Annotated in this window: 20 protein-coding genes; 13 read left to right on the top strand and 7 right to left on the bottom strand. The window is 54.0% G+C overall.

What is annotated here, in order from left to right; genetic code table 11:
• Window positions 1-35 precede the first annotated feature (35 nt).
• The 5 genes from lpxC to mutT all read left to right on the top strand — a co-directional run bounded on the left by lpxC (window position 36) and on the right by mutT (window position 6,365).
• Window positions 36-950 (top strand): UDP-3-O-acyl-N-acetylglucosamine deacetylase, encoded by a 915-nt coding sequence (gene lpxC / locus QZ516_RS09995; protein WP_036859284.1) that lies wholly within the window; start codon window positions 36-38, stop codon window positions 948-950.
• Window positions 951-992: 42 nt separating this feature from the next.
• Window positions 993-1,913 carry a M23 family metallopeptidase gene (locus QZ516_RS09990; RefSeq protein ID WP_297189034.1) on the top strand — a complete coding sequence of 307 codons (921 nt, stop codon included), beginning with the start codon at window positions 993-995 and terminating at the stop codon, window positions 1,911-1,913.
• A 71-nt stretch (window positions 1,914-1,984) separates the two neighbouring features.
• Window positions 1,985-4,690, top strand: a complete 2,706-nt coding sequence (gene secA / locus QZ516_RS09985) for a preprotein translocase subunit SecA (protein ID WP_297189031.1) — start codon at window positions 1,985-1,987, stop codon at window positions 4,688-4,690.
• Window positions 4,691-4,746: 56 nt separating this feature from the next.
• Window positions 4,747-5,964, top strand: a complete 1,218-nt coding sequence (argJ, locus tag QZ516_RS09980) for a bifunctional glutamate N-acetyltransferase/amino-acid acetyltransferase ArgJ (protein WP_297189028.1) — start codon at window positions 4,747-4,749, stop codon at window positions 5,962-5,964.
• Window positions 5,961-6,365, top strand: coding sequence for an 8-oxo-dGTP diphosphatase MutT (mutT, locus tag QZ516_RS09975; protein WP_297189025.1), 405 nt, complete (start codon window positions 5,961-5,963; stop codon window positions 6,363-6,365). The genes argJ and mutT overlap by 4 nt, the downstream gene beginning before the upstream one ends.
• 43 nt (window positions 6,366-6,408) lie before the next feature.
• On the opposite strand, the gene yacG is transcribed toward mutT, so the two are convergent.
• From yacG to pilB, 5 genes are all read right to left on the bottom strand, one after another.
• Entirely contained in the window at window positions 6,409-6,627 is a 219-nt protein-coding gene (gene yacG, locus QZ516_RS09970; RefSeq protein ID WP_297189023.1) for a DNA gyrase inhibitor YacG, read from the bottom strand.
• 216 nt (window positions 6,628-6,843) lie between these two features.
• Window positions 6,844-7,452 carry a dephospho-CoA kinase gene (gene coaE, locus QZ516_RS09965; protein ID WP_297189020.1) on the bottom strand — a complete coding sequence of 203 codons (609 nt, stop codon included), beginning with the start codon at window positions 7,450-7,452 and terminating at the stop codon, window positions 6,844-6,846.
• Window positions 7,453-7,549: 97 nt separating this feature from the next.
• The gene (locus QZ516_RS09960) at window positions 7,550-8,413 is read right to left on the bottom strand and encodes an A24 family peptidase (RefSeq protein ID WP_297189017.1); all 864 of its coding nucleotides are present in this window, start codon (window positions 8,411-8,413) and stop codon (window positions 7,550-7,552) included.
• A gap of 271 nt (window positions 8,414-8,684) precedes the next feature.
• A complete protein-coding gene (locus QZ516_RS09955) occupies window positions 8,685-9,893 on the bottom strand; it encodes a type II secretion system F family protein (protein ID WP_297189014.1) in 1,209 nt (402 codons plus the stop codon).
• 3 nt (window positions 9,894-9,896) lie between these two features.
• A complete protein-coding gene (gene pilB / locus QZ516_RS09950; RefSeq protein ID WP_297189011.1) occupies window positions 9,897-11,633 on the bottom strand; it encodes a type IV-A pilus assembly ATPase PilB in 1,737 nt (578 codons plus the stop codon).
• Window positions 11,634-12,045: 412 nt separating this feature from the next.
• Between pilB and QZ516_RS09945 the strand changes: the two genes are divergently transcribed.
• From QZ516_RS09945 to QZ516_RS09910, 8 genes are all read left to right on the top strand, one after another.
• Entirely contained in the window at window positions 12,046-12,534 is a 489-nt protein-coding gene (locus QZ516_RS09945; RefSeq protein ID WP_297189008.1) for a pilin, read from the top strand.
• Window positions 12,535-12,673: 139 nt separating this feature from the next.
• Window positions 12,674-14,794, top strand: coding sequence for a sulfatase-like hydrolase/transferase (locus QZ516_RS09940; protein ID WP_297189005.1), 2,121 nt, complete (start codon window positions 12,674-12,676; stop codon window positions 14,792-14,794).
• A gap of 138 nt (window positions 14,795-14,932) precedes the next feature.
• Window positions 14,933-16,525 (top strand): hypothetical protein, encoded by a 1,593-nt coding sequence (locus tag QZ516_RS09935; RefSeq protein WP_297189002.1) that lies wholly within the window; start codon window positions 14,933-14,935, stop codon window positions 16,523-16,525.
• A 312-nt stretch (window positions 16,526-16,837) separates the two neighbouring features.
• On the top strand, window positions 16,838-17,533 hold the full coding sequence (locus QZ516_RS09930; protein WP_297188999.1) for a WbqC family protein: 696 nt from the start codon (window positions 16,838-16,840) through the stop codon (window positions 17,531-17,533).
• Entirely contained in the window at window positions 17,530-18,480 is a 951-nt protein-coding gene (locus tag QZ516_RS09925) for a glycosyltransferase family 2 protein (RefSeq protein ID WP_297188996.1), read from the top strand. Before QZ516_RS09930 ends, QZ516_RS09925 begins: the two co-directional genes overlap by 4 nt.
• Window positions 18,470-19,300: a phytanoyl-CoA dioxygenase family protein gene (locus QZ516_RS09920; RefSeq protein ID WP_297188993.1), complete on the top strand. Its 831-nt coding sequence runs from the start codon at window positions 18,470-18,472 to the stop codon at window positions 19,298-19,300. The genes QZ516_RS09925 and QZ516_RS09920 overlap by 11 nt, the downstream gene beginning before the upstream one ends.
• Before the next feature lie 66 nt (window positions 19,301-19,366).
• A complete protein-coding gene (locus QZ516_RS09915) occupies window positions 19,367-19,759 on the top strand; it encodes a class I SAM-dependent methyltransferase (RefSeq protein ID WP_297188990.1) in 393 nt (130 codons plus the stop codon).
• 363 nt (window positions 19,760-20,122) lie between these two features.
• Window positions 20,123-20,341, top strand: a complete 219-nt coding sequence (locus tag QZ516_RS09910) for a hypothetical protein (protein ID WP_365333492.1) — start codon at window positions 20,123-20,125, stop codon at window positions 20,339-20,341.
• Here QZ516_RS09910 and QZ516_RS09905 read toward each other — a convergent pair.
• Both QZ516_RS09905 and QZ516_RS09900 read right to left on the bottom strand, forming a co-directional pair.
• On the bottom strand, window positions 20,326-21,825 hold the full coding sequence (locus QZ516_RS09905) for a hypothetical protein (RefSeq protein WP_297188987.1): 1,500 nt from the start codon (window positions 21,823-21,825) through the stop codon (window positions 20,326-20,328). The two genes, QZ516_RS09910 and QZ516_RS09905, sit on opposite strands and share 16 nt — an antisense overlap.
• 159 nt (window positions 21,826-21,984) lie before the next feature.
• Window positions 21,985-23,052 carry an ABC transporter ATP-binding protein gene (locus QZ516_RS09900; RefSeq protein ID WP_297188985.1) on the bottom strand — a complete coding sequence of 356 codons (1,068 nt, stop codon included), beginning with the start codon at window positions 23,050-23,052 and terminating at the stop codon, window positions 21,985-21,987.
• Window position 23,053 lies beyond the last annotated feature (1 nt).

Below are 23,053 nucleotides of genomic sequence, written 5' to 3'. Positions count from 1 at the left end.
CGGTTTTTTGTAATTTTGGCAGGTATTCGTAACGCATGATTCGACAGCGTACTTTGAACAACATGATTCGCGCCACGGGTGTGGGTCTCCACACTGGCGAGAAAGTCTACCTGACCCTCCATCCAGCCCCAGTTAACACCGGTATTATCTTCCGTCGAACCGACCTTGATCCCGTGGTGGAAATTCACGCCAAGGCCGAGAACGTCGGCGAGACCACCCTGTCCACCACACTGGTGAACGGCGACGTCAAGGTCTCGACCGTGGAGCACCTGTTGTCCGCCATGGCCGGTCTCGGTATCGACAACGCCATTATCGATGTCACGGCGCCGGAAGTGCCGATCATGGATGGCAGTGCCGGACCTTTCGTGTTCCTGCTGCAATCTGCGGGTATCCGTGAGCAGGAAGAACCGAAACGGTTTATCCGTATCCTGAAACCGATCACGGTGACCGATGGCGACAAGTCGGCCTCCCTGCGACCGTTTAACGGATTCAAGGTGACGTTTTCCATCGATTTTGATCACCCGGTATTTCACAACCGGACGCTCAAGGCGGAAGTGGACTTTTCCACCACCTCCTTTGTAAAAGAAGTCAGCCGGGCCCGTACCTTCGGGTTCATGCACGAAATTGAATACCTGCGCTCCATGGGCCTGGCCCGGGGCGGCAGCATGGACAATGCTATTGTCGTGGACGAGTATCAGGTGTTAAATGAGGACGGTCTTCGCTATGAAGACGAATTCGTCAAGCACAAGATACTCGATGCCATTGGCGACCTGTACCTGCTTGGCAACAGCCTGATCGGCGAATTTGTTGCGCACAAATCCGGCCATGGACTGAACAATGCTTCGCTGCGGCAGTTGATTGCCCAGAAAGATGCTTGGGAAATGGTCACCTTCGAAGAGGATGAAGCCGATGTGCCCATCTCCTATATCAAGCCAATGGTCACCGCCTAGCGTGAGCTGTTGTGCAGAGCCAAAGAGGGTGATCGTCAACCCGTGAATATCATTTTTATCGGTAACCGCAAGGGAAAAACCTGGACGCTGACCCTGAATAACTGGGCCAAGTTCCTGTTGTCCATGTGCCTGCTGGGTTTACCTGTGTCCGGTGGCATTTACCTCGGCATGCAGCTCGGTGAAAGCAAGGTGGATGACCGGCTGACGGACTACATGCAGCAGGAGCTGGCCGAGCAACAGGCCAATCTCGACGCGGGCCGCGACGAAGCCAGACAAAAAGTGGCCGCTCTCACCAAAAAACTGGCCGCCCTGCAAACCCGGCTGTTGCGATTGGATGCACTGGGTGCGCGGCTGGCAAACATCGCCGATCTCGAAGACGGTGAATTTGATTTCAGTCTGCAACCGGCTATCGGCGGGCCAGAGCTGGAACCCCTAGAACTTGAATACAGCCACACCGAGCTGGATCTCATGTTTGCCCAACTTCAGTCCCAGGTGGAAAACCGTGAAGGTCAGCTCGGTGTCCTCGAATCACTGATGCTGGACCGCCAGCTCAATGGCCAGAGCCAACCGGCTGGACGGCCGGTGTTGAAAGGCTGGCTGTCCTCCCGTTACGGCAGACGTACCGACCCCTTTAGCGGCCACCGCGCCTGGCATAACGGCGTCGATTTTGCCGGCCAGGAAGGGGATCAAATCATTGCGGTTGCCTCCGGTGTGGTTACCCGGGCGGGTCGACACAGCGGCTATGGTGCACTGGTTGAGGTGGATCACGGTGAAGGTTACCTGACACGCTATGCCCATAACCGCGAAAACCTGGTGAAGGCGGGCGATACCGTCAAGCAGGGTGATGTGATTGCCCTGATGGGTAGTACCGGCCGTGCAACCGGTCCCCACCTTCACTTCGAAGTCTACAAAAATGGTCGTTCGGTCGATCCGGCCAGTTATATCCGACGCACCATCCGCTAGCGCTCCCATCTGTCCACACCCGACACCCGCACGTTTTTCAGGGCGCCTTGGCGCATCTTGTGATACTGGATTTGATAATGAAACTCTTAAAGAAGCTTCTTGGCAGTAAAAATGACCGCGAAATCAAAAAAATGTGGAAGACTGTTCGACAGATCAACGCATTTGAGCCGGTTCTCGCGGAGCTCACCGACGACCAGATAAAAGCCAAAACCACCGAGTTCAGACAACGTGTCAGCGAGGGAGAGTCTCTCGATCAATTGCTGCCGGAAGCCTTTGCCGTGGTGCGCGAGGCCGCCGGGCGAACCCTCGGACTACGCCACTTTGATGTGCAGATGATCGGTGGCCTGACGTTGCATCAGGGACGCATTGCGGAAATGGGCACGGGTGAGGGTAAAACGCTGGTGGCTACATTGCCGGCCTATCTCAACACCCTCGGCGGTGACGCGGTACACGTGGTCACCGTGAACGAATACCTGGCCAGACGCGACGCCGAATGGATGTCGCCGGTCTACGAATTTCTCGGTCTGAGCGTGGGCGCGATCATGTCCCAGCAGTTGCCCGAGGACAAAAAACGGGCCTACCAGGCGGACATTACCTACGGTACCAATAACGAATTCGGCTTTGATTATCTGCGCGACAATATGGTGCTGAGACTCGACGACCGGGTTCAGCGGGGTCAGAATTTTGCCATCGTGGATGAAGTGGATTCCATCCTGATCGATGAAGCCAGGACACCGCTGATCATCTCCGGCGCGGCCCAGGACAGCTCGGCCCTGTACAAACGCATGAACAGCATGATGCCGATGCTGAAGTCCCACAGCGATGAAGAACCCGGCGATTTCATCATTGACGAAAAAACCCGCCAGATAGAACTTACTGAAGAAGGCCACAAGAAAATAGAGTCATTGCTTGAAAGTGATGGCTTACTTCAATCCGGTGATAGCCTCTACAATGCATCCAATCTGGGCATGTTGCACCACGTGCAGTCCGCCCTCAGGGCCCACTACCTGTTCAACCGGGATGTCGAGTACATCATCCAGGAGGGTGAGGTCGTCCTGATCGATGAACACACGGGTCGCACCATGTCGGGCCGGCGTCTCTCCGAGGGGTTGCACCAGGCTATCGAAGCCAAGGAAGGGGTGACGATCAAGAGCGAGAGCCAGACACTGGCCTCCACCACTTTCCAGAATTACTTCCGTCTCTACGAAAAACTGGCGGGCATGACCGGCACCGCGGATACCGAAGCCTACGAATTTCATCAGATTTACGGCCTGCCGGTGGTGGTCATACCCTCCAATAAACCGCTGGCCCGAAAAGATCTCAACGACCTGATCTACCTCTCCACCGAGGAAAAATACGATGCCGTGGTGGAGGATATCCGCGCCTGTATTGAAAAAAAGGCGCCGGTACTGGTTGGTACCGCCTCCATCGAAACCTCAGAGGCTATGGCGGCCCGCCTTCGTGAAGCGAAAATTCCCCACCAGGTCCTGAACGCCAAGCAGCATGAAAAAGAGGCGATGATTATCGCCCAGGCGGGACGACCCGGCGCTGTCACCATTGCCACCAATATGGCGGGTCGCGGCACGGATATCGTGCTGGGGGGTAATCTGGATGCCGAGATTGCCGAGCTGGCCAACCCGGACGAGGCAAAAATTGCAGCAGTCAAAGAGGCTTGGCAGGAGCGCCACGATGCGGTCATTGCCGCTGGTGGTCTGCATATTCTGGGTACCGAGCGCCATGAATCCCGCCGTATCGACAATCAGTTGCGCGGTCGGGCTGGACGTCAGGGCGATCCCGGTGTCACCCGCTTCTACCTGTCACTGGAAGACCAGTTGATGCGTCTGTTTGCCTCGGATCGGGTCAAGAACATGATGCGCGCCCTCGGTATGGAAAAGGGAGAGGCCATTGAGCACCGCATGGTGACCGGTGCCATTGAAAAAGCGCAGCGCAAGGTCGAAGGTCGCAACTTTGATATCCGGAAAAACCTGCTGGAATACGATGATGTGGCCAACGATCAGCGTCAGGTCATTTACCAGCAGCGCGAAGACCTGCTGTCGGCCGATCATATCGCCGATGTGATCACTAACATCATGGCTGACGTGGTCAATCAGGCGATCGACTATTTTGTGCCGCCCCAGAGTCTCGCTGAACAGTGGGACATTCCCGGACTGGAGGAACACCTCTCCACGGAATTCGGACTGAAACTGCCGGTCCAGCAGTGGCTGGATGAGGATTCCCGGCTGCACGAGGAAGGTCTTCGCAACCGTATCCAGCAGGCGATGAGCGAGCGCTATGAGCAAAAAGCCCAGACTATCGGCGAGGATATCCGCACCATTGAACGGCAGGTGATGTTGCAGGTGCTGGATACCCTCTGGAAAGAGCATCTATCGAACATGGATCACCTCCGCCAGGGTATCGGTTTGCGGGCCTACGCGGCGAAAAACCCCAAACAGGAATACAAGCGTGAATCTTTCATGCTGTTCCGGGAAATGCTCGATAATATCAAGCTCGAGACCATCAAGTTTCTCTGTCGCGTCGAAGTCCGCAGTCACGAGGAAATCGAAGCCCTGGAGCGACAGCAGCGGGAAGCGCAGCAGCGCCAGCAGTTGCAGATGCAGCACGAGGAAGTGTCGGCACTGGGCGGGCAATCGCCTGCACAGCAGCAGGGAAACCCTGAGCAGCCGTTTGTTCGGGAAGGTCGCAAGGTGGGCCGGAATGACCCCTGTCCCTGCGGCAGCGGAAAGAAATACAAACAGTGTCACGGACGCCTGTCGTGAGTGGGTTCAGGCCCTGCGACGTGCGCCCATAGCGAAAACATAAAGAGACAGACATCATGGCCGTTGGCGAAAATTGTTTTCCGGTGATGCACCCGGTGCCGGGTTTCCGGCTCGGTACAGCCAGTGCGGGTATTAAAAAACCCGGTCGCGAGGATCTGGTGCTGATGGCGATTGCGCCGGGTGGTCGCGCTGCTGGCGTGTTCACCCAAAACGCCTTTTGCGCCGCGCCGGTTCAGCTGGCCAAGGCACATCTTGCCGGGACCGCCACTCGCTACCTGGTGACCAATACCGGCAATGCCAATGCGGGAACGGGCGAGTCGGGCCGTATTAACGCGGCCCGGGTCTGCGAGAAAGTTGCCGAGCTCGGTGATGTTGAACCCACTGCGGTATTGCCATTTTCCACCGGGGTGATTGGCGAACCACTGCCGGTCGAAAAAATTCTGGCTGCCCTGCCAAACGCCATTGGCGCCCTCAGTGAAGATGGCTGGACCAGCGCGGCCAAAGGTATTCTCACTACCGATACGCGCCCCAAAGGCGCCAGCGTCCAGCTCACCCTGGCGGGGCAGCCCATTACCATCACCGGCATTGCCAAGGGCGCCGGAATGATCAAACCGAACATGGCCACCCTGCTGGCCTATGTGGCCACCGATGCCGAAATCTCGGCAACCCGTTTGCAGACACTGGTCAGTACGGCCGCAGAATGCTCCTTCAATCGCATAACCGTGGATGGCGATACTTCCACCAATGATGCCGCCATGCTGGTGGCCACCGGTGCATCGAATCTGGATATTGACGGGTTGTCCGCCGAGGAGCAGACCCGTTTTGAGCTGGCGGTGATCGAGGTGTTCATCTCCCTGGCGCAGCAGGTCATCCGGGATGGTGAAGGGGCCACCAAGTTTGTCACCGTGCGGGTCACCGGTGGCGGTGACAGTGCCGAATGTCTGGCGGTGGCGTATACCGTGGCGGAATCGCCGCTGGTGAAAACCGCCCTGTTTGCCTCGGACCCCAACTGGGGACGGATCCTGGCCGCCATTGGCCGGGCCGGTATTGCCGATCTCAACGTGGACGCCATTCAGGTCTACCTCGACGACGTGCTGATCGCAGAAGACGGTGGACGCGCCGCCAGTTACACCGAGCAACTAGGCCAATCGGTGATGAGTCAGGAAGAAATTACCATCGAAATCCGCCTCAACCGCGGCGAAGCCAGGGAAACCGTCTGGACCACCGACTTTTCCCACGAGTACGTCACCATCAACGCGGAATACCGCACTTGACCCCTCGTATTCATGTGGCGGCAGCGGTGATTCTGGCGGCAGACCAGCGCATTCTGATTGCCCGACGGCCCGAGCATAAGCATCAGGGTGGGCTGTGGGAATTTCCCGGCGGCAAGGTCGAGCCGGATGAAACCGTGGCGGCCGCCCTGCACCGCGAACTTCACGAGGAACTGGCGATTTCGGTGCAGTCCGCCGAGCCCTTTCTCGAGGTGCAACACGATTACGCCGACAAGGCGGTTCTGCTCGATGTGTGGTGGGTGCGGGCATTTTCCGGCCAGCCGCAAGGCAATGAGGGGCAGCCGTTACAATGGGTGACAGTGGCCGAATTGGCGGACTACGCTTTTCCCGCTGCCAATCAGCCGATTATCGATGCACTACAATCGGCATTACAGCCGAACTGACTGACTGCGCAACCTCCCCAACGCCGGTTAGGCAGGTTGCAGATCAATGCCGGGTGACACCACCGTTTTCGGCATCGGAATCTGCATCGTCCGGCGGCATGGTCTCATCGCCCGGAATACTGAACTGTTCACTTGCCCAGGCGCCAAAATCCAGCTGTTGACAGCGCTTGCCGCAAAACGGCCGATAGGGTGAGTCCTCTCCCCAGATCACGGACTTTTTGCAGGTGGGGCAGTTCACGGTAAGGGGTTTGGGTTTATTCATACTGACATCAGACACTGTTGTTGGAGGATTGTTGTTGGAGGGATCGGGCTGTTATTGAATTATTGAAAGTGAAACCGTTATTGACCATCAGGCTACTTGCCATCACGTTACTTGCCATAGGTTGTCGCGATAAAGTGACAGCCCGAATGTTACGGCATATTCACCGATTTATCATCCGGGCCTCTGTCACCCTGTTATGACCGTTCTGGCAGTTTTCTATTGTCCGGTGCGCTGGCCTGCCAGCGCCAGGTAGCGCTGATGCAGCGCCGCCACGGCCGGTTCCAATGCCGCCAGCGGACCATCGTTATCAATGATGTCGTCCGCCCTGCCGAGTCGCCCATGGCGACTGATCTGGGCATCCATAATGGCGCGAATCTGTGCCTCGTCGCTGCCATCACGCCGGACGGCACGGGCCACCTGGGTCGCCTCGCTGACATCCACCACCAATACCCGATCCACCAATGCGTGCTGTGAGGTTTCCAGCAGCAGGGGCGATTCCAGAATGGCGTAGGGACTGGTGGCGCTATTCAGGGCCTCGTCTATCAGTACTGCAATGGCCGGGTGTAACAGAGCTTCCAGCCACTGTCGTTGTTCGGGATCGGCAAACACCGCGTCCCGCAACCAGGCGCGGTTCAGGGAGCCGTCCTCCTTCAGCACCGCGGCCCCAAAATGGGCGCGGATTTTCGCCAATGCCGGTGAACCGGGCAGCACGGCTTCGCGCGCCGCCTGATCGGCATCCACCACGGTGATACCGTGCTGTCGAAATAACTGTGCCACGGCGCTTTTGCCACTGCCGATGCCGCCGGTCAGACCTACGGTAAACATGAAGCGGTCACTCACAGGAAGGTTGAAAACATATTAATTACGGAGAAAAGCATAATCGAGCTAAACATCAACGAACAACGTTCGTCGACAGTATCGGTCAGAACAGCGTCAGGTAACTGCTGGTCAAGGTTTCGCCCCAGAGCAGGGCAATCCAGCCAGCCGCTGCCAAGTAGGGGCCAAATGGAATGGGTATCTGCCTGTCCCGTCCCAGCAAAATAATCATCAGCAGGCCCACCACCGCGCCCACCAGCGAAGACAGTAAAACGATCAACAGCAATTGTTGCCAGCCCAGCCAGGCACCCAGCGCCGCCAGCAGTTTGAAATCGCCATGGCCCATGCCCTCCTTGCCGGTCACTAGCTTGAACAGCCAGAACACCGACCAGAGGCTGAGATAGCCCGCAGCCGCACCAATTACCGCGCTGTCCAGCGACGTGAACAGGCCGTTGACGTTGACCAGCAAGCCCAGCCACAGCAGGGGCAGGGTAATGCCATCCGGCAGCAATTGCTCGTTGAAATCAATGCCGGTGAGCGCCAGCAGGCTCCAGCTGAACAGTAATGCCAGTGCGGTGGTCGCCGTCAGACCAAACTGATACACCACCACCAGGGTCAGCAGGCCGGAAACCAGTTCAACCAGCGGGTATTGCAGGGAAATGGCAGACCGACAGTGCGCACAGCGGCCGCGTAGCAGGAGGTAGCTCAGCAGGGGGATATTGTGAATGGCTTTAATCGGAGCACCGCATTGCGGGCAGTGCGAAGCGGGAAACACCACATTGAGCGGTTCCGGCACGGCCTCTGAATCGGGTTCAATCTCCAGAAACTCCTGGGAGTCCCGCCGCCAGCTGGCGGCCAGTTGCCGGGGCAGGCGGTAGATCACCACATTGATAAAGCTGCCCACCAGCAAACCCAGTACCAGACTGACAGCCAGCACTGGCGCAACGGATAAACCCAGCATGTCAGGCATCGGTTAGGGCCTGTTAGCACTAATTGGATTATCTCTGCTGGCGGTCATTTTTGCCTCCGGCTAGGCGGAATGAGCAAAGTTTAGTCACTCTAAATGAGCAAATTTCAACAACACTGGAGGCAAAAATGTCCCCAACCCAAAGGGTTGCGGCTAAAAAAACGCCACTCTTCGTTGCTCGTCTCTTATTTAGAATCACCAAACTACGCTCCTCGCGCCTTGATTGGCGCTTTTTTAGCCACAACAGTGGCAATCCAATTAGTGTTAACAGGCCCTAGATTACCGCGCCAAGTTTGAAGATCGGCAGGTACATGGCAATCAGCAGACCGCCCACCAGAACCCCCAGAACCGACATGATCATCGGTTCCAACAGCGTGGTCAGGTTATCCACGGCATTGTCCACCGCCTCCTCGTAGAACACCGCAGATTTCTCCAGCATGTCATCCAGTGCGCCGGACTCCTCACCGATTGAGGTCATTTGCAGCAGCATCACAGGGAATTTGTTGGTTGTCTTGAGGGCCTGATGAAGCTGAATCCCGGTGGTTACATCGTCCCGAACCTTGTATATGGCTTCCCGGTAAACAGCATTGCCCGCCGCCCCCGCCACCGACGTGAGGGCATCCACCAGCGGTACCCCGGCGGCAAAGGTGGTGGAGAGTGTGCGGGCGAACCGGGCGATAATGGCCTGGTAGAGAATATTGCCCACCACCGGCACTTTCAGCATGTATTTATCAATGAACGCATCAAACCTGGTTGAGCGCCGCTTGGCCTCGCGGAAGATCACAAAGAAAGCGACCAGGCTGATTAGCCAGATAAACCACCACTCCTGGGCCGTATTCGACAGACCCAGTACGAACAGGGTAAACGCGGGCAGGTCGGCCCCGAAATTGCTGAACGTTTGGGCAAATACCGGCACCACTTTGACCAGCAGTATCCCGGTCACAATCACCGCCACCAGAACAACGGCAATCGGGTAGGTGAGTGCTTTTTTGATTTTGGCTTTCAGGGATTCAGTTTTTTCCTTGTAGGTGGCAATCCGGTCCAGCATGGTTTCCAGCGCACCAGCCTGTTCGCCGGCTCCAACCAGGCTGCAAAACAGGTCATCAAAGTGTTTGGGATGTTTGCGCAGAGCCCCCTCCAGGCTGATACCTGAGGAGACGTCATCGCGAATGGTATAAATGATGTCGCGCAGACTCTCTTTATCGGCACCTTCGCCGACCAGATCAAAGCTCTGTACCAGTGGCACACCGGCGCGCATCATGGTGGCCAGCTGACGAGTGAATATCGCGATATCCTGGGGTTTGACGGGCTTTTGGCCAGCGAACAAGGGCTTGGCCTTTTTCTTTACCCGGTTGGCGGCAATGCCCTGCTTGCGGAGCTGGGCTTTTACCATCGCCGCGCTGCTCGCCTTCAACTCGCCCTGAATGGGCTTGCCTCTTTTATCCTTGCCCTTGTAGGTATAGACCTGCGCCGTTGTTGCCATGGATTAGTCCTTTGTTACCCGATTAGCCTCTTCCAGGCTGATTATACCCTCGGCCGCACGACGAAGTGCCGACTGGCGCAAAGTTCTGAAGCCTTCTTCAATGGCCGCCTGTTCAATTTCAATCGAATTGCCGCCTTCCATGATGAGCCGGGCTATTTTGGGTGTCACTTTCAACACCTCGTAAATCCCCACCCGTCCTTTGTAGCCGTTGGTGCATTTTGGGCAGCCCACCGGGTGAAACAGGGTCAGCTCCTCCAGGGGGCGGCCTATGGTGTCAAAACCCTCATCGATCAGAATCTTCTGGGGTATATCGTCAGCGGGTTTTTTGCAGTGCACGCAGAGTCGTCTGCCCAACCGCTGGGCAATAATCAGGTTCACCGAGGTGGCCACGTTAAACGCGGGCACGCCCATATTGAGCAGACGGTTGAGGGTTTCCGGCGCACTATTGGTGTGCAGGGTGGACAATACCAGGTGACCGGTCTGGGCTGCCTTGATGGCGATTTCAGCGGTATCCAGGTCGCGGATCTCACCCACCATGATCACATCCGGATCCTGTCGCAGGAAAGCCCGCAGTGCTTCGGGGAAGGTGAGTTTTACCTTGTAATTGATCTGCACCTGGTTGATGCCGGGCATGTTGATTTCCACCGGGTCCTCGGCCGTGGAGATATTGCGTTCCGTGGTATTGAGAATATTCAGGCCGGTGTAGAGCGAGACGGTTTTACCACTACCAGTGGGGCCGGTTACCAGAATCATGCCCTGTGGCTGGTTCAGCACGTCCAGATACATCTGCTTCTGGTCTTCTTCATAGCCGAGGTTTTCAATACCCACCTGGGCACTGGCGGGGTCGAGAATCCGCAGTACGATTTTCTCACCGAACTGGGTGGGCAGGGTGTTCACCCGAAAGTCGATGGCCCGGTTCTTTGAAATCCGCAGTTTAATCCGGCCATCCTGGGGTACGCGGCGCTCGGAAATATCCATCTGCGACATCACCTTCAGACGAGCCGCCATCCGCGGGGCCAGATTGGCCGGGGGCTTGGTGACCTCGCGAAGAATACCGTCAGTTCTGAACCGCACCCGGTAGACTTTTTCGTAGGGTTCAAAGTGAATATCCGAACACCCCTGCTTGATGGCGTCCAGTAGCAGTTTATTGATAAACCGCACAATCGGGGCATCGTCCACATCGGCGGTGTCAATGCCGGTGCCGCTGCCTTTCTTATCTTCGTCGACGGCCTCGATATCCAGGTCGTCGAGGTGCACATCATCCATGGTGCCGAGCGCATCGCCCATTTCGTGTTCATCCTGCTCATGCAGGTAGGCATCCAGTGCCCGCTCCAGTTTGTCGTGCTCCACCAGTACCAGCTCAACGGACAGGCCGGTCTGAAAACGCACCTCGCTCACCGCCTGGTGGTTGGTGGGGTCGCTCACTGCCAGAAACAGGCGGTTGGCCCGTTTGAACAGGGGCAATACCTGGTGTTTGCGAATCAACTTCTTCTCGACCAGCTCCTTCGGGCTGGCATCGATGTTGTGGGCCGAGAGATCGTAGAGTGGTGTGCCAAACTCATTGGCCGCAACCGCGGCGATCAGGCTGGGGGCCAGCAGATTATTGTGGGTCAGGTAATGAACCAGGTTGGACTTGTCGCTTTCACATTCTGCCAGTGCCTGCACGGCAACATTTTCTTCCAGCAACTGATCTGTTACCAGACGTTTGGCCAAGCCCTTCAATGTATCGGTTTGTTTCATAGGCGGACAGATACTCAGCGGCTAATAAAGAAGTATGAAGTAGTAGAACCAGCCGTGATGGTAATACAAGGTGGCGGTGGGAGCCATAGTCTGGCAATCGGGCGTCAACCCCGTTGACCACGGCGCAAATGATTAGTTGTGGGCGGTGACACCGATAGGGGTGGGCGGCGCAACCGGTTGGTAGTGAATAGCGGCTGATTGACGCCGGGCTTACGGGCTGACCGGGGGCGTCAGGATGCCCGGCTGAACGCGCTATAGCTGTCGGGTCTTGGTGTAAACTGACAAAAATTGTCAGTTTGCGGAAGGCGGTTGCCCTTACTGTCCAATAATTTTTTGGTTGGCACGGTAAATGCTCTCCATATACACTGCAACAACGCCATTTGGCATACCGTTATTTCAAGGGAGAAATACAATGAAGAAAGTACAACAGGGTTTTACCCTTATCGAACTGATGATCGTGGTCGCGATTATCGGTATTCTGGCCGCCGTGGCACTGCCTGCCTACCAGAGCTACGTGGTCAAGGCGAAAATGTCTGAAGTGATCCTGGCCACCAGCCAGTGCCGCACCACGATATCTGAGGTCTACCAGACAGCCGATTCAACCTCCCTGTCGACCATCGGGTCCGACGGTTGGGGTTGTGGTGAAGGCAGCGGTACCGGTGGCAACGGCATTACCAAATACGTCAAAAGTATTCATACGACCGGTAGTGGCGTGATCGAGGTCACTACTCAGGGCTTTGGTGATACTGACGTTGATAGCGAGGTCATCAAGCTGGTACCTTATTCCGATAGTACCACCACAATGACGACCTCTGACGCAGGCACGCAGATATTCAAGTTTAAGTGTGAGCCTGAAAATACTACTATGAATAAATTCCTGCCAGGTTCCTGTAAAGGCTAAGTCCGCACCTGGGCCTTTGGGCCTTGTGAGTGTGATTGCTACTGGATCAGTTCACGATCGTGGTAAACAAAACCCTGCCTGGATGACCTGGCAGGGTTTTTTCATGAATGAAGCTTATTACCAGCAGATGTAATTGATTATGACGGACACCCCCGATACGGACCGCAGCCTGGCCGCCAGACCCAGATTAGAAGCTATCCCACCCCGCAAGTCGATCTCCCTCTACACCGGGCTGATTTTGGGTTTTCTGTTGGTGGTGTTAGTGGCCAACTTTTACCAGGTGCTGATTGTGGCGCCGGACCAGGTTGACATGAAAGCCTTCTACCATGCTCTGCTGGTCAGCCCCGGCTTCTGGTGGGATCTGGGCTACTTTGTGCTGGCCATGGTGGCGATTCATCTGGCCTGGCTATTTTTACTGTGGCTGGCTTCTGCGGGCTGGCTGGGCCTGCCTGCGATCAGCCCGAAAAACCGCCAGTTGTTGCCGGTATTGCTGTTTCTGTTGTCGGCGCTGTTGTTGCTGGTGTGGAGTAACCGGCGCTATCCGCAGATGCAGGGCAGCGGTTTTCTCCATCAAAGCCCCTGGTTAATGAGTGACGCGGTATTCGTCGGCCTGCTGACGATTTTTGCCGTGGCGTTTGTTGTAAGCCTGGGTTTTCTGATTCGGCGCAACGCCCGTGTCTGGGGCTCGGCCTGTGTGTTGGCAGTGGGCGCGTTTGGCGTGATGTACGGGTTGAGCATCACAGCCGGCAATGCGCAATTTAATGGCGCTGTGGTTAATAGTGCTGTGGTTAATAGTGCTGGGGCCAATGGTGCTGGACCACCCAATATCTTTATTATCGGTATCGATTCCCTGCGTCCGGACCAGACCGGCTATTTTGGCAATACCACCGGCCTGACGCCCAATGTAGACAAATTTCTGCAACAGAGCACCGTATTTGAAAATGCCTACACGCCCTATGCCCGAACCTTTCCGGCGTGGATGAGCATTCTCACTGGTGCCGAGCCGGTCAACCACAATGGCCGCTACAATCTGACTAACCATAAATATATAGACAAAAACCGCGCACTGGGACGCTGGATGCAGAATAGTGGCTATCGTTCAATTTATGCGATGGACGAGAGGCGCTTCAATAACATTGACGAAACTTTCGGTTTTGATGAGGTAGTCGGCCCCGAGTACGGTGCACTCAACTTCATGCTCGGCGGTTTTGATCACCCGCTGGTCAACCTGCTTTGCAATACCGTGGCGGGCAAGTGGCTGTTTCCGAATATGTATCTGAACCGGGGGCGCGACATGAACTACGACCCCGAGCGATACAGCCAGGCGATTCTGGATGCCGTGGTCAGCGAGCCGGATAAACCGGTGTTTCTGGCTGCTCATTTTGTGTTGCCCCACTGGCCCTGGTTATCACGGGAGTGGGAGCCATTGGAGGGTGAGGCCTATAGCGATGACCCCGCCGAGCAGTCGTTTTACCGCTACCGCATGATGCTGAAGCAGGTAGATAGGCAGTTCGGTCAGTTTATGGCGGACTTGGAGGCGACCGGTGCGCTGGATAATGCCTACGTGTTCTTTATGTCGGACCACGGTGACGGCTTTGATCTGCCGGCCGATGAATTAACGGCAGCCCGGGACGATGCCATTTTTGAGGTGTATACCACCACCCGCGGCCACGCCACCAATCTGCTTAACTTGGGCCAGAGCCGTGTGCTACTGGCAGCAAAAAGTTACGGCAACGATGATTTTGGCCCGGCGCTCCGCACCGGTAACGGCTCACTGATGGATATTGCCCCGACGATCTCAGAACTGCTGGATAACCGCTTTGCAGATAAAGCGTTCGATGGTCTATCACTGCTTTCTGTCACCGACCGGGAGTTATCAAACAGGCCTCTGTTTATGGAAACCGGGGTAATTGTCACGGAACTGACCAAGGACGAGATCAACAAAAAAAGGTTGCTGACCCAGACCGTGGGAATTTATGCCACCGATGCTGCCGGCAAGCTGGTGGTCAGGGATGACTTCCGGGACATGATTATCAGGAGCAAACACCGCGCCGTGGTCAAAGGTGACTGGCAGTTGACCCTGATTCCCAGCATGGGCGAATACTTGGTGCTGATTAACATCCCCGAAAAAAAATGGTGGTCGCTGGACCAGTATGAAGGGGATGCCGACACTGCCGGTATGCTTCGTGACCTGTGCGAGCATTATAAGAATGACGTCGGGTTTGATACGGCCGGTATTTGTGACCAGAAAATTCGATAAGTTTGTGCAATAGTTATTCGAAAACTTGGGTTTTTAGGTTAAATCTATAGTTCGGATTTTAGATGCACTCTTAATTGGTTGCGGGGCTGGTTTGATGAAAACGCTTAAGTTATGAGTGCCTAGAGTTGTGGAAAGGTAATGGATATTTTAAAAGGAAAAAAGTACTTTTCTGCGTGTTTGGTATTTTTGGTTTTTTTCATTCTTGTTTGTATCCTCAATTGGGATGCTCGTTACGAAAAGCCTGTATGGGATACTGCGGCTGGTGTCTTTGCTCCCGCAATTTACCTCTATGAAACAGGATTTGATTTTTACGCCTTGGTAGAAGAGCCCGGATTTCGGCAAGCGGGCCCGAACGTCCACGTATATACACCTATCACAGTTGTGACGGCGGCAGTGATGTGGCTGTTCGATGGTGATAATGAGCTTGTCTACCTATTGCTTCACTTCATCCAGTTTCTTTTAACCGGGGCGGTGTTGGCTGTCGTTTTTAATCTGAGCAGGTCAATTTTCGGCATTTATACTTCGCTGTTGGTGACAGCAGCTATCTTGCTTTTTCCTCCTTTTCTAATTCAATCAAGATATATGTATATGGAGATCGGGGGAAGCCTATGTGTAATGCTCGCCTTCTCAAATTGGGTTAAGCAGAATTATTTTTGGGCGGCGATTGCTGCAATTGCCGCTTGCTTGGTCAAGTCGCTAGGTTTGCCGATAATAACGTGCCTTTCTTTGCTATTTATGCTCGAAAAGGGTGGGCGAGCCAGGCGTATGCTTTATGTGGCTATAATGGCGATATTTGGTGTTGGTATTGAATGGTTGCGTTGGATGCAGGCTGCCGATAAGGCACTAACTAACAATACTGATTTTGTTGGCTATTTAATCCATCAGTTTCATGGTCGGCTCTCGCAGACACCCGACTTCTATTTGATATTGCTTTTCCTTGCTATGGGTGGATGGTGGTATTTGGTGAAGAACAAGGATATGTTCAGAAGGAAATTTTTGCTGAGCAATCACGGTGCGGGAGATATCGAGGCCGAAAAAAGGGTACTGCTCGGCGGTATATTGATGATAAGTGCGTTTGTGGGTTTTATTGTTGTAGTCCCATTGACTGGTGTGGAGTTTTACCCGCTTATAAGGTACTACATCTGGATTTGGCCTGTAATGGTTATAACACTTGTCACGCTGATATCGTGTGCAAGTGGTAAGTTAAAGCGAGAAAATAAAAGCTATAGTCATGCTGTAAAAATTTTTGTCAATGTTCTTATGTTGGTGATGATAGGTTTTTTCTGGAGCAATAAATCAGGGGAATATTATCCGAATTATGGGAAAGATATTACGGCATTTTCTATTGCAGAGCGCAGTATGGAATACAGGTCCTTCAATGAAATGCAAAGCTCTCTACTGAAATCGGCAGAAAATATAGATGACCGGAATGTCTATCTGAATCTCTTTGATACCTTTTATACATCAAGTCCAATAATGGGGTACATCGATCACCGTAAAGAGAATTTCAAATATATTGTGACATACCATAACAATCAGGCAGACTTGAGTGAATATCCCGACAGTTTTGCCTTGGTGTTGAGCAACGTGTCCCATGGGGGGCAGTATATGTCTGCTTTGCTATATCAAGCACTAAAGGCGCCTGATACCTATGAGGTTAAACTTTTGGATGAATATAATATCGACGGTTTTACAGGTTCAATTGTGGATATTTCGAAGCTGCATCAGTAAATACTGTGGAACAGTATTAGGAATAAGAAATAATGGATCAAATTAGTAATAAAGTTGGCACGCTGGCTATAGTAGTTCCTTGTTATAATGAGTCCAAATGTCATCAAGCCAATGGTGCTAATTCAGGGGAAAGGTCAGCTGGAGGATGCTTGCGTGGAGGCAGGAGCTAGGGAGATCTTGATAGTGACCAGCTTCAGCCCACCAATGATAGATTCCCGGACATGCCGAGCGGTACTCGCTGTTAAAGGAAGCGCCTCTTATGCCAATTGATGCTCTAAGATAATTCACGTATTTGGTGGGCAGCAAACCATTGTGAAGAAAGTAGCTATTGTTCAATCCAACTATATTCCCTGGAAAGGCTACTTCGACATGATTGCTGCAGTCGACGAGTTTATTCTCTTTGATGACATGCAATATACTCGGCGTGATTGGCGTAATCGAAATCAGATCAAGACGACACAAGGTGCTAACTGGCTGACTATTCCTGTCAAGGTAAAGGGCAAATATTACCAGGCCATTCGCGAAACGGAGGTCGAAGGTACCCAGTGGGCAAAGGATCATTGGAAAGCACTTTCGCAGAACTATCGCCGTGCACCATATTTCAACGAGATTTCGGCCTGGCTTGAGCCGCTTTATTTGGCTGAGCCGCCAGAGCAACTTTCACAACTGAATCGATGCTTTATTGAAGCAATTTGCACTTACCTGGGTATCAAGACGACCATCAGTAATTCATGGGATTATCCATTGTCTGAAGGTAAGTCAGAGCGGTTAGCTGATCTGTGTGCGGCGGGTGGTGGGAGCGAATACATCTCCGGCCCCGCTACCAAGGACTACATCGACAGAGCCGTGTTCGCCAAGCGTGGTATCCAGCTGACGTGGTTTGACTACGCCGGATACCCAGAATATCCTCAGCTTTGGGGCGACTTCACCCACGAGGTCAGCATTCTCGATTTGCTTTTCAACTGCGGTAAAAATGCACACCGCAACATGAGGTATGTGCGCTCATGAAGTTGTCTATCGTTGCAACCCTCTACCAATCTGCTCCCTACATTGCCGAGTTTCATCAGCGTGCGGGTGCCGCTGCCAGACAGCTCGTCGGTGACAATTATGAGATCGTGCTGGTAAACGACGGATCGCCAGACAGCAGTTTGGACTTGGCTGTGCAAATTTCAGAGTACGATGGTCATGTTGTCGTCGTGGACCTATCGCGTAACTTCGGTCATCACAAGGCCATGATGACCGGGCTTGCCCACGCGGTGGGCGAGCGGGTATTTCTGATCGACAGTGACCTAGAAGAGGATCCTGAGTGGTTGCTTCAGTTTGAAATGCAAATGAATGACGAAGCAAGTGATGTTGTTTTTGGTGTTCAGTCCGTAAGAAAAGGCGGGCTTTTCGAGCAAGTTACCGGCAACCTTTTTTATCGCATATTCCGCCTTCTTACCGGAATAGCGCAGCCAGACAATATTTTGACAGCAAGATTGATGACCCGACGATACGTGGAAGCGCTTCTTTTGCATCGGGAACGCGAAATAAATATTGGTGGTCTTTGGCTGCTGACGGGATTCAAACAATGCCAGCGAAACGTACTTAAACGTTCTAGTAGCCGTACGACCTATACATTCTCCAGAAAGTTTAGTCATCTTGTAAATGCAGTAACATCGTTCAGCAGCCTACCACTGGTTTTTACGTTTTACTCGGGGCTATGTATTTCTATTTCCGCTCTTGCTTATATCGTTTATCTTTCAGTAGGGTATATGTCGGGCTCCTCTCCACCGGATGGGTATACTTCGATTATTGCATCAATATGGCTTTTTTCAGGGCTGATTATTTTTTTTATTGGTATTCAGGGGATATATATTTCAAAGCTGTTTTCTGAAGTAAAGCAGCGCCCCTATACAATTGTTCGCCACCTGTATAAAAAAGGCACAAAGGAAAGGGGAGAGGATGATGCCTAATGATGTGCCTCGGGATTTTTACGGTGTTCTTGAGCAAAGCAAGGTGGATAACACTCTTGATGAGGTGGTTGAACAAGTTCGTAGTCTTGGCTATGCCGTTCTGGATTCGGGTTGTTCATTGTCACAGATCCAAGACGTTTCGGATGAGTTTGATCGTACATTAAAGCGTTATATTGAAACCTATGGTGAATCTCGACTAAGGGCCATCAACGAAATTTACACGATTCGCTCTCCGTTCGCGCATGGAGGCAGGCCGTTTATCGATCTTGTTCTAAATACCAGATTATTGTCTGTTCTTGGATGTTTGATTTCGGGAAAGTTTATCCTTAATCAACAGAATGGTGTGATCAATCCGCCGCAGGAAATATATAATCAGGGCGCATGGCATCGTGACCTGCCCTATCAGCACTTCATCTCATCAAGGCCGCTTGCCATTAATGCCCTGTTTTGTGTTGATGACTTCACCTTTGATAATGGAGCTACTTTCGTTCTTCCTGCGTCGCACAAATCAGAAGCCTTTCCTTCTGAAAGCTATGTCAGCAGAAATGCAGTACAGATTGAAGCAAAAGCAGGATCCTTTATCTTGCTCGATTGTATGCTATTCCATGCAGGTGGGTATAATAATTCGCACCTGGCAAGGCGCGCAGTTAATCATGTTTACACTATTCCTTTTTTCAAACAGCAGATAAATATCCCAAGGAGCTTTGAGGGTGTCGGGCTCTCGCTTGAGGAAAAAAATATTTTTGGATTCGATTATGTCGAGCCATGTTCTATCCTTGACTATTTATCTACGCGTGATGCTAAAAGCACTAAGTGTTAATGGTGGCATGGTTTAGGCTCATGATAATTTTTTTGAGGCTTGGCCCGTGCCGCAAGAGAGGCAAAAATGAGCGGCGGCATTGAGAAAGCAATCTTGTCTGATGTGGCTGACTACTACTCGGAAAAATTAGCACTCCATGGCGAAACCCCAAAAGGGGTTGACTGGAACGGAGAATACAGTCAAACGTTGCGCTTCGAGCAGCTGTGCAAGCTCATCGATGGTCAGAATCAATTTTCGCTCAATGATCTCGGTTGTGGCTATGGAGCGCTGCGTGATTTTCTCGGTGGCCGCTTTTCTGGATTTTGCTATTCTGGCATTGATGTCTCTGAAAATATGATTCGGTCCGCTCAGCAGCGTTATCAGGGGGCTGATAAGGTGCGGAATGGTGTGAATATGTCGAAGCCGCGTTGGACATTCTCGACCGTACCAGTCGCATCGGTTTTTCCTTCAACTGCCTGACTTCTTATTCGGATGCAGAGAAGATGCGCGACGATCTCTTCTATGCGGATCCCTGCGCATTGTTTGACCTCTGCAAGCGCCGCTACTCGTGCAATGTGGCATTGCTACATGATTACGGGTTATATGAATTCACAATTCTGGTAAGGAAAGTGACATGAAGAGGCGCCTGGTGGTTTACGCTTTGGGCGTTCCTGTGGGACCCTGAAGACCGATAGCGTTGCGAAAAGGTTGGTGCGTTTACCGCTCTGGGTTGGCCTTGACGACGGAGTAAAAACCGTTGTAGCCGCCGTGGATGCAGCGCTTGGGTAAGATTTAAATCATTTTTGGTAAAGATAGTGACCTCAAAAATTCTAATAACCGGCGGTGCCGGCTTTATCGGCTCCGCCGTGGATCGACAATACCGCTAGCGAGGTCGCCAACCTCGATAAGTTGACCTATGCGGGCAACCTGGAGTCACTGGCTTCGGTAGTCGAATCGACTCGCTATCATTTCTATCAAGTGGATATCTGCGAGGGTGCTGCCTTGGCCAGGAGGATGGCCACGAGCAATGTTTATTTGGCAGGCTATTACCCCAACGAATGAATCACGTAGTTCATATAGCGTTTGACCTGTACTCCGATGCCCGGCTTTTCGGTGGGCGGTGAGGATGGCTGCCGGACCGCCGGGTTGGTTTTTCTCGCCAGCCGCTGGGGTGCACGGTGGTAGTGTTCGTTCAGCAGGCTGGTCAGCACGGTGTTTCTTTCATCGGCGGTAAAGATCAGGCTCATCGGGGCGTTGTAGTAATACTGCTCCGAGTAGGTTTCGCCGGTATGGCTGTTGAAGGCCAGTGCAGGGTGGAAGTGCCACAGGGCGACGGGGATGTCGTCCCAACGATCGTCCCATGCCCAGGGCGGTTTGGGACGTGACCAGGCGCGTTTTTCGAAGTCGTTGGCGGCGAAGAATTTGCCGATCTGAATCTCCTTTCCGGTGGAATCTGTGCTCAGCACGATGGTGTCTTCGAACAGGGTGGTGGCGTCATTGCCGGAGTCAGCATGGGTTTTAGCCAGGCGGTACCAGGGCTTCAGGCTGGAGAGTCGGTAGCCGATATTGTATTCGGTGTGGTCGTTGATTGCGGGTGCAATCAGCTTGTCCGGGTCGCTGGCCAGTCGCAGGATTTTGCTGTTGTTGGCCAGTTCTTCCAAATCCGCCGGGCTGGCGCAGCGCACGCCGTGCCCCATGCTCTGGACGAACAGGACGAGGTGGGTGCCGCCCTCGAACAGGGTGCGGGTCTGGATGGGTTCGGTGCCCTGGGATTCGCCGGTGCGGTTACATAGGAAGAAGCGGTTGTGGAACCAGGTTTCTACCAGGGTGACCTGCATGCTGGCCTTGTCGATGCGCAATTGAATGCCTTCGTTGTCGCCGTCGTGAAAGGTGGCGTCGGAGATGGCTTCCCGCACGGGCAGGTCGTAGTCCTTGACGTGATAGAGCATGTAAGTGAGGTAGTAGGCGTCGCGGGTTTCGGCAATGACTTCGCCGTGGACCACTGGTGGCACTGTGCCTAGGCTCAGGGCATTGCTCACGTTGTTGCGCGGGTCTGTGTCGCCGTCGAAGAAGATGTCGGTGGGAATGTCCCACAGCGGTTCGTGCCCCATTTTGTGAAGGATGGTGGGGCTGTAGATTGCCAGTAGCTGGTCATAATACTGGTCGCGTGGCAGTGTCGGGTCCGGCGGTGGGGATGCGTTGTCCGCATAGCCGGGCAGTGTGACCTGTAGGTCTGAGGGCCACTCCGCCAGTGCCCTGCCGGGTCCGTGGTGAGTGGGGCTGTAGCCGGTCGATGAGAGCGGTTGCTGTGTGGCTTCGTCGTCATCCATCGGCTGTGCCATCAGTTGGGTATTGATGACGATCAGTATTTCAAGCAGAAGCAGGATGGATAGTGGCAGGCCAAACAGGCCGTAAAGCAGCAGGCCGAGAGTCGTGTTGATACGGGGGTGCCACCGGTCGCCACGCAGCCGCGCGGGCAGCCACAGGCAGGCCCGATAAATGGTGATGGGGAATAGCACCACATCCTTGCAGGTTTTTCTTAGCATCAATGATTATTAAAAATAGTTATTATTTTTAGGGGTTGGTCGAGTCGGCGCCGGAGCGGGTTATCTGTGCGAAGTGTAATCCGGCGAAGGCCGTCTGGATAGATAGCAGAGCGGAGTTTTGTAGTCTTTTCAACGACACCCGGTATAAGTGACCGGGTGTCAGGTTGCCGGGGAGGTGTGCCGCCTGAAGACCGGCAGGTGGTCCGCTTCCAGACGGATGCCGAGCATTTCACCGATTTCGTGCTGGTGATGGCTCTGTACCAGGCAGAGCACTTTCTGGCCGCTCTCCAGGCGCAGGGTGTAGAGGTACACGGCGCCGCGAAAGGCGCGGGCGACAATTTCGGCTTGCAGGTGGCTGTCTTCAACGTGAATGACATCGTCGGGACGCAGCAGCAGGTCGACTATTTTGGCCGGTGAGGCGGCTTCGCCGGGTTCCAGATCGCCGGTGACGATTCCCAGCTCGGTGCGCACCTGCTTGTCGTTGATGATCATGCCCGGCAGCAGTACACCCTGGCCGATGAAGTCGGCGACAAACCGGTCGGCGGGGCGGTGGTAGAGATCAAACCCGGTGCCCCACTGGTGCAGTGTCCCCTCCCCCAGTACGCCGATGTGGTCTGCCATGGCAAAGGCTTCGTTCTGGTCGTGGGTCACCAGAATGGCGGTGATGCCGTCCTTGCGCAGCAGTTGGCGCACGTCGCGGGCCAGTTGTTCGCGCAGTTCCGAGTCCATGCTGGAAAAGGGTTCATCGAGCATCAGGATATCCGGGCGCGGCGCCATGGCGCGCGCCAGTGCGATGCGCTGTTGCTGGCCGCCGGAGAGCTGGTGGGGGTACTGGTTGCGGGTATCCTGCATCTCCACCAGCTTGAGCAGTTCGTCGACCCGCTGCCGACGCTGCCCGCGCGGCATTTTGCGCAGACCGAAGGCGATGTTCCTGGCTACGGTGAGGTGGGGAAACAGGGCAAAGTCCTGAAACACCATACCGATGTGGCGCTGTTCCGGCGGCAGTGTTTTGTCGGGGCCGGAGACGATCCGGCCACGCAGTTCGATCTGTCCGGCGGAAATCGGTTCGAAGCCGGCGATGGCTCTCAGCAGGGAGGTTTTACCGCAGCCAGACGGCCCGACAAGGCAGGCGATTTCACCCGCTTCCAGCGAGAAAGAAATATGTTGCAGGATACTTGTTCCCGCGTAGTCAATTTGCAGGTCCGTGACGGTGAGTTGTGATGTCATG

This window comes from uncultured Porticoccus sp., assembly GCF_913061305.1.
GTDB lineage: Bacteria > Pseudomonadota > Gammaproteobacteria > Pseudomonadales > Porticoccaceae > Porticoccus.
Note: the sequence above shows the minus strand (reverse complement) of the source record. Positions and strands in the feature narration are given on the sequence as shown.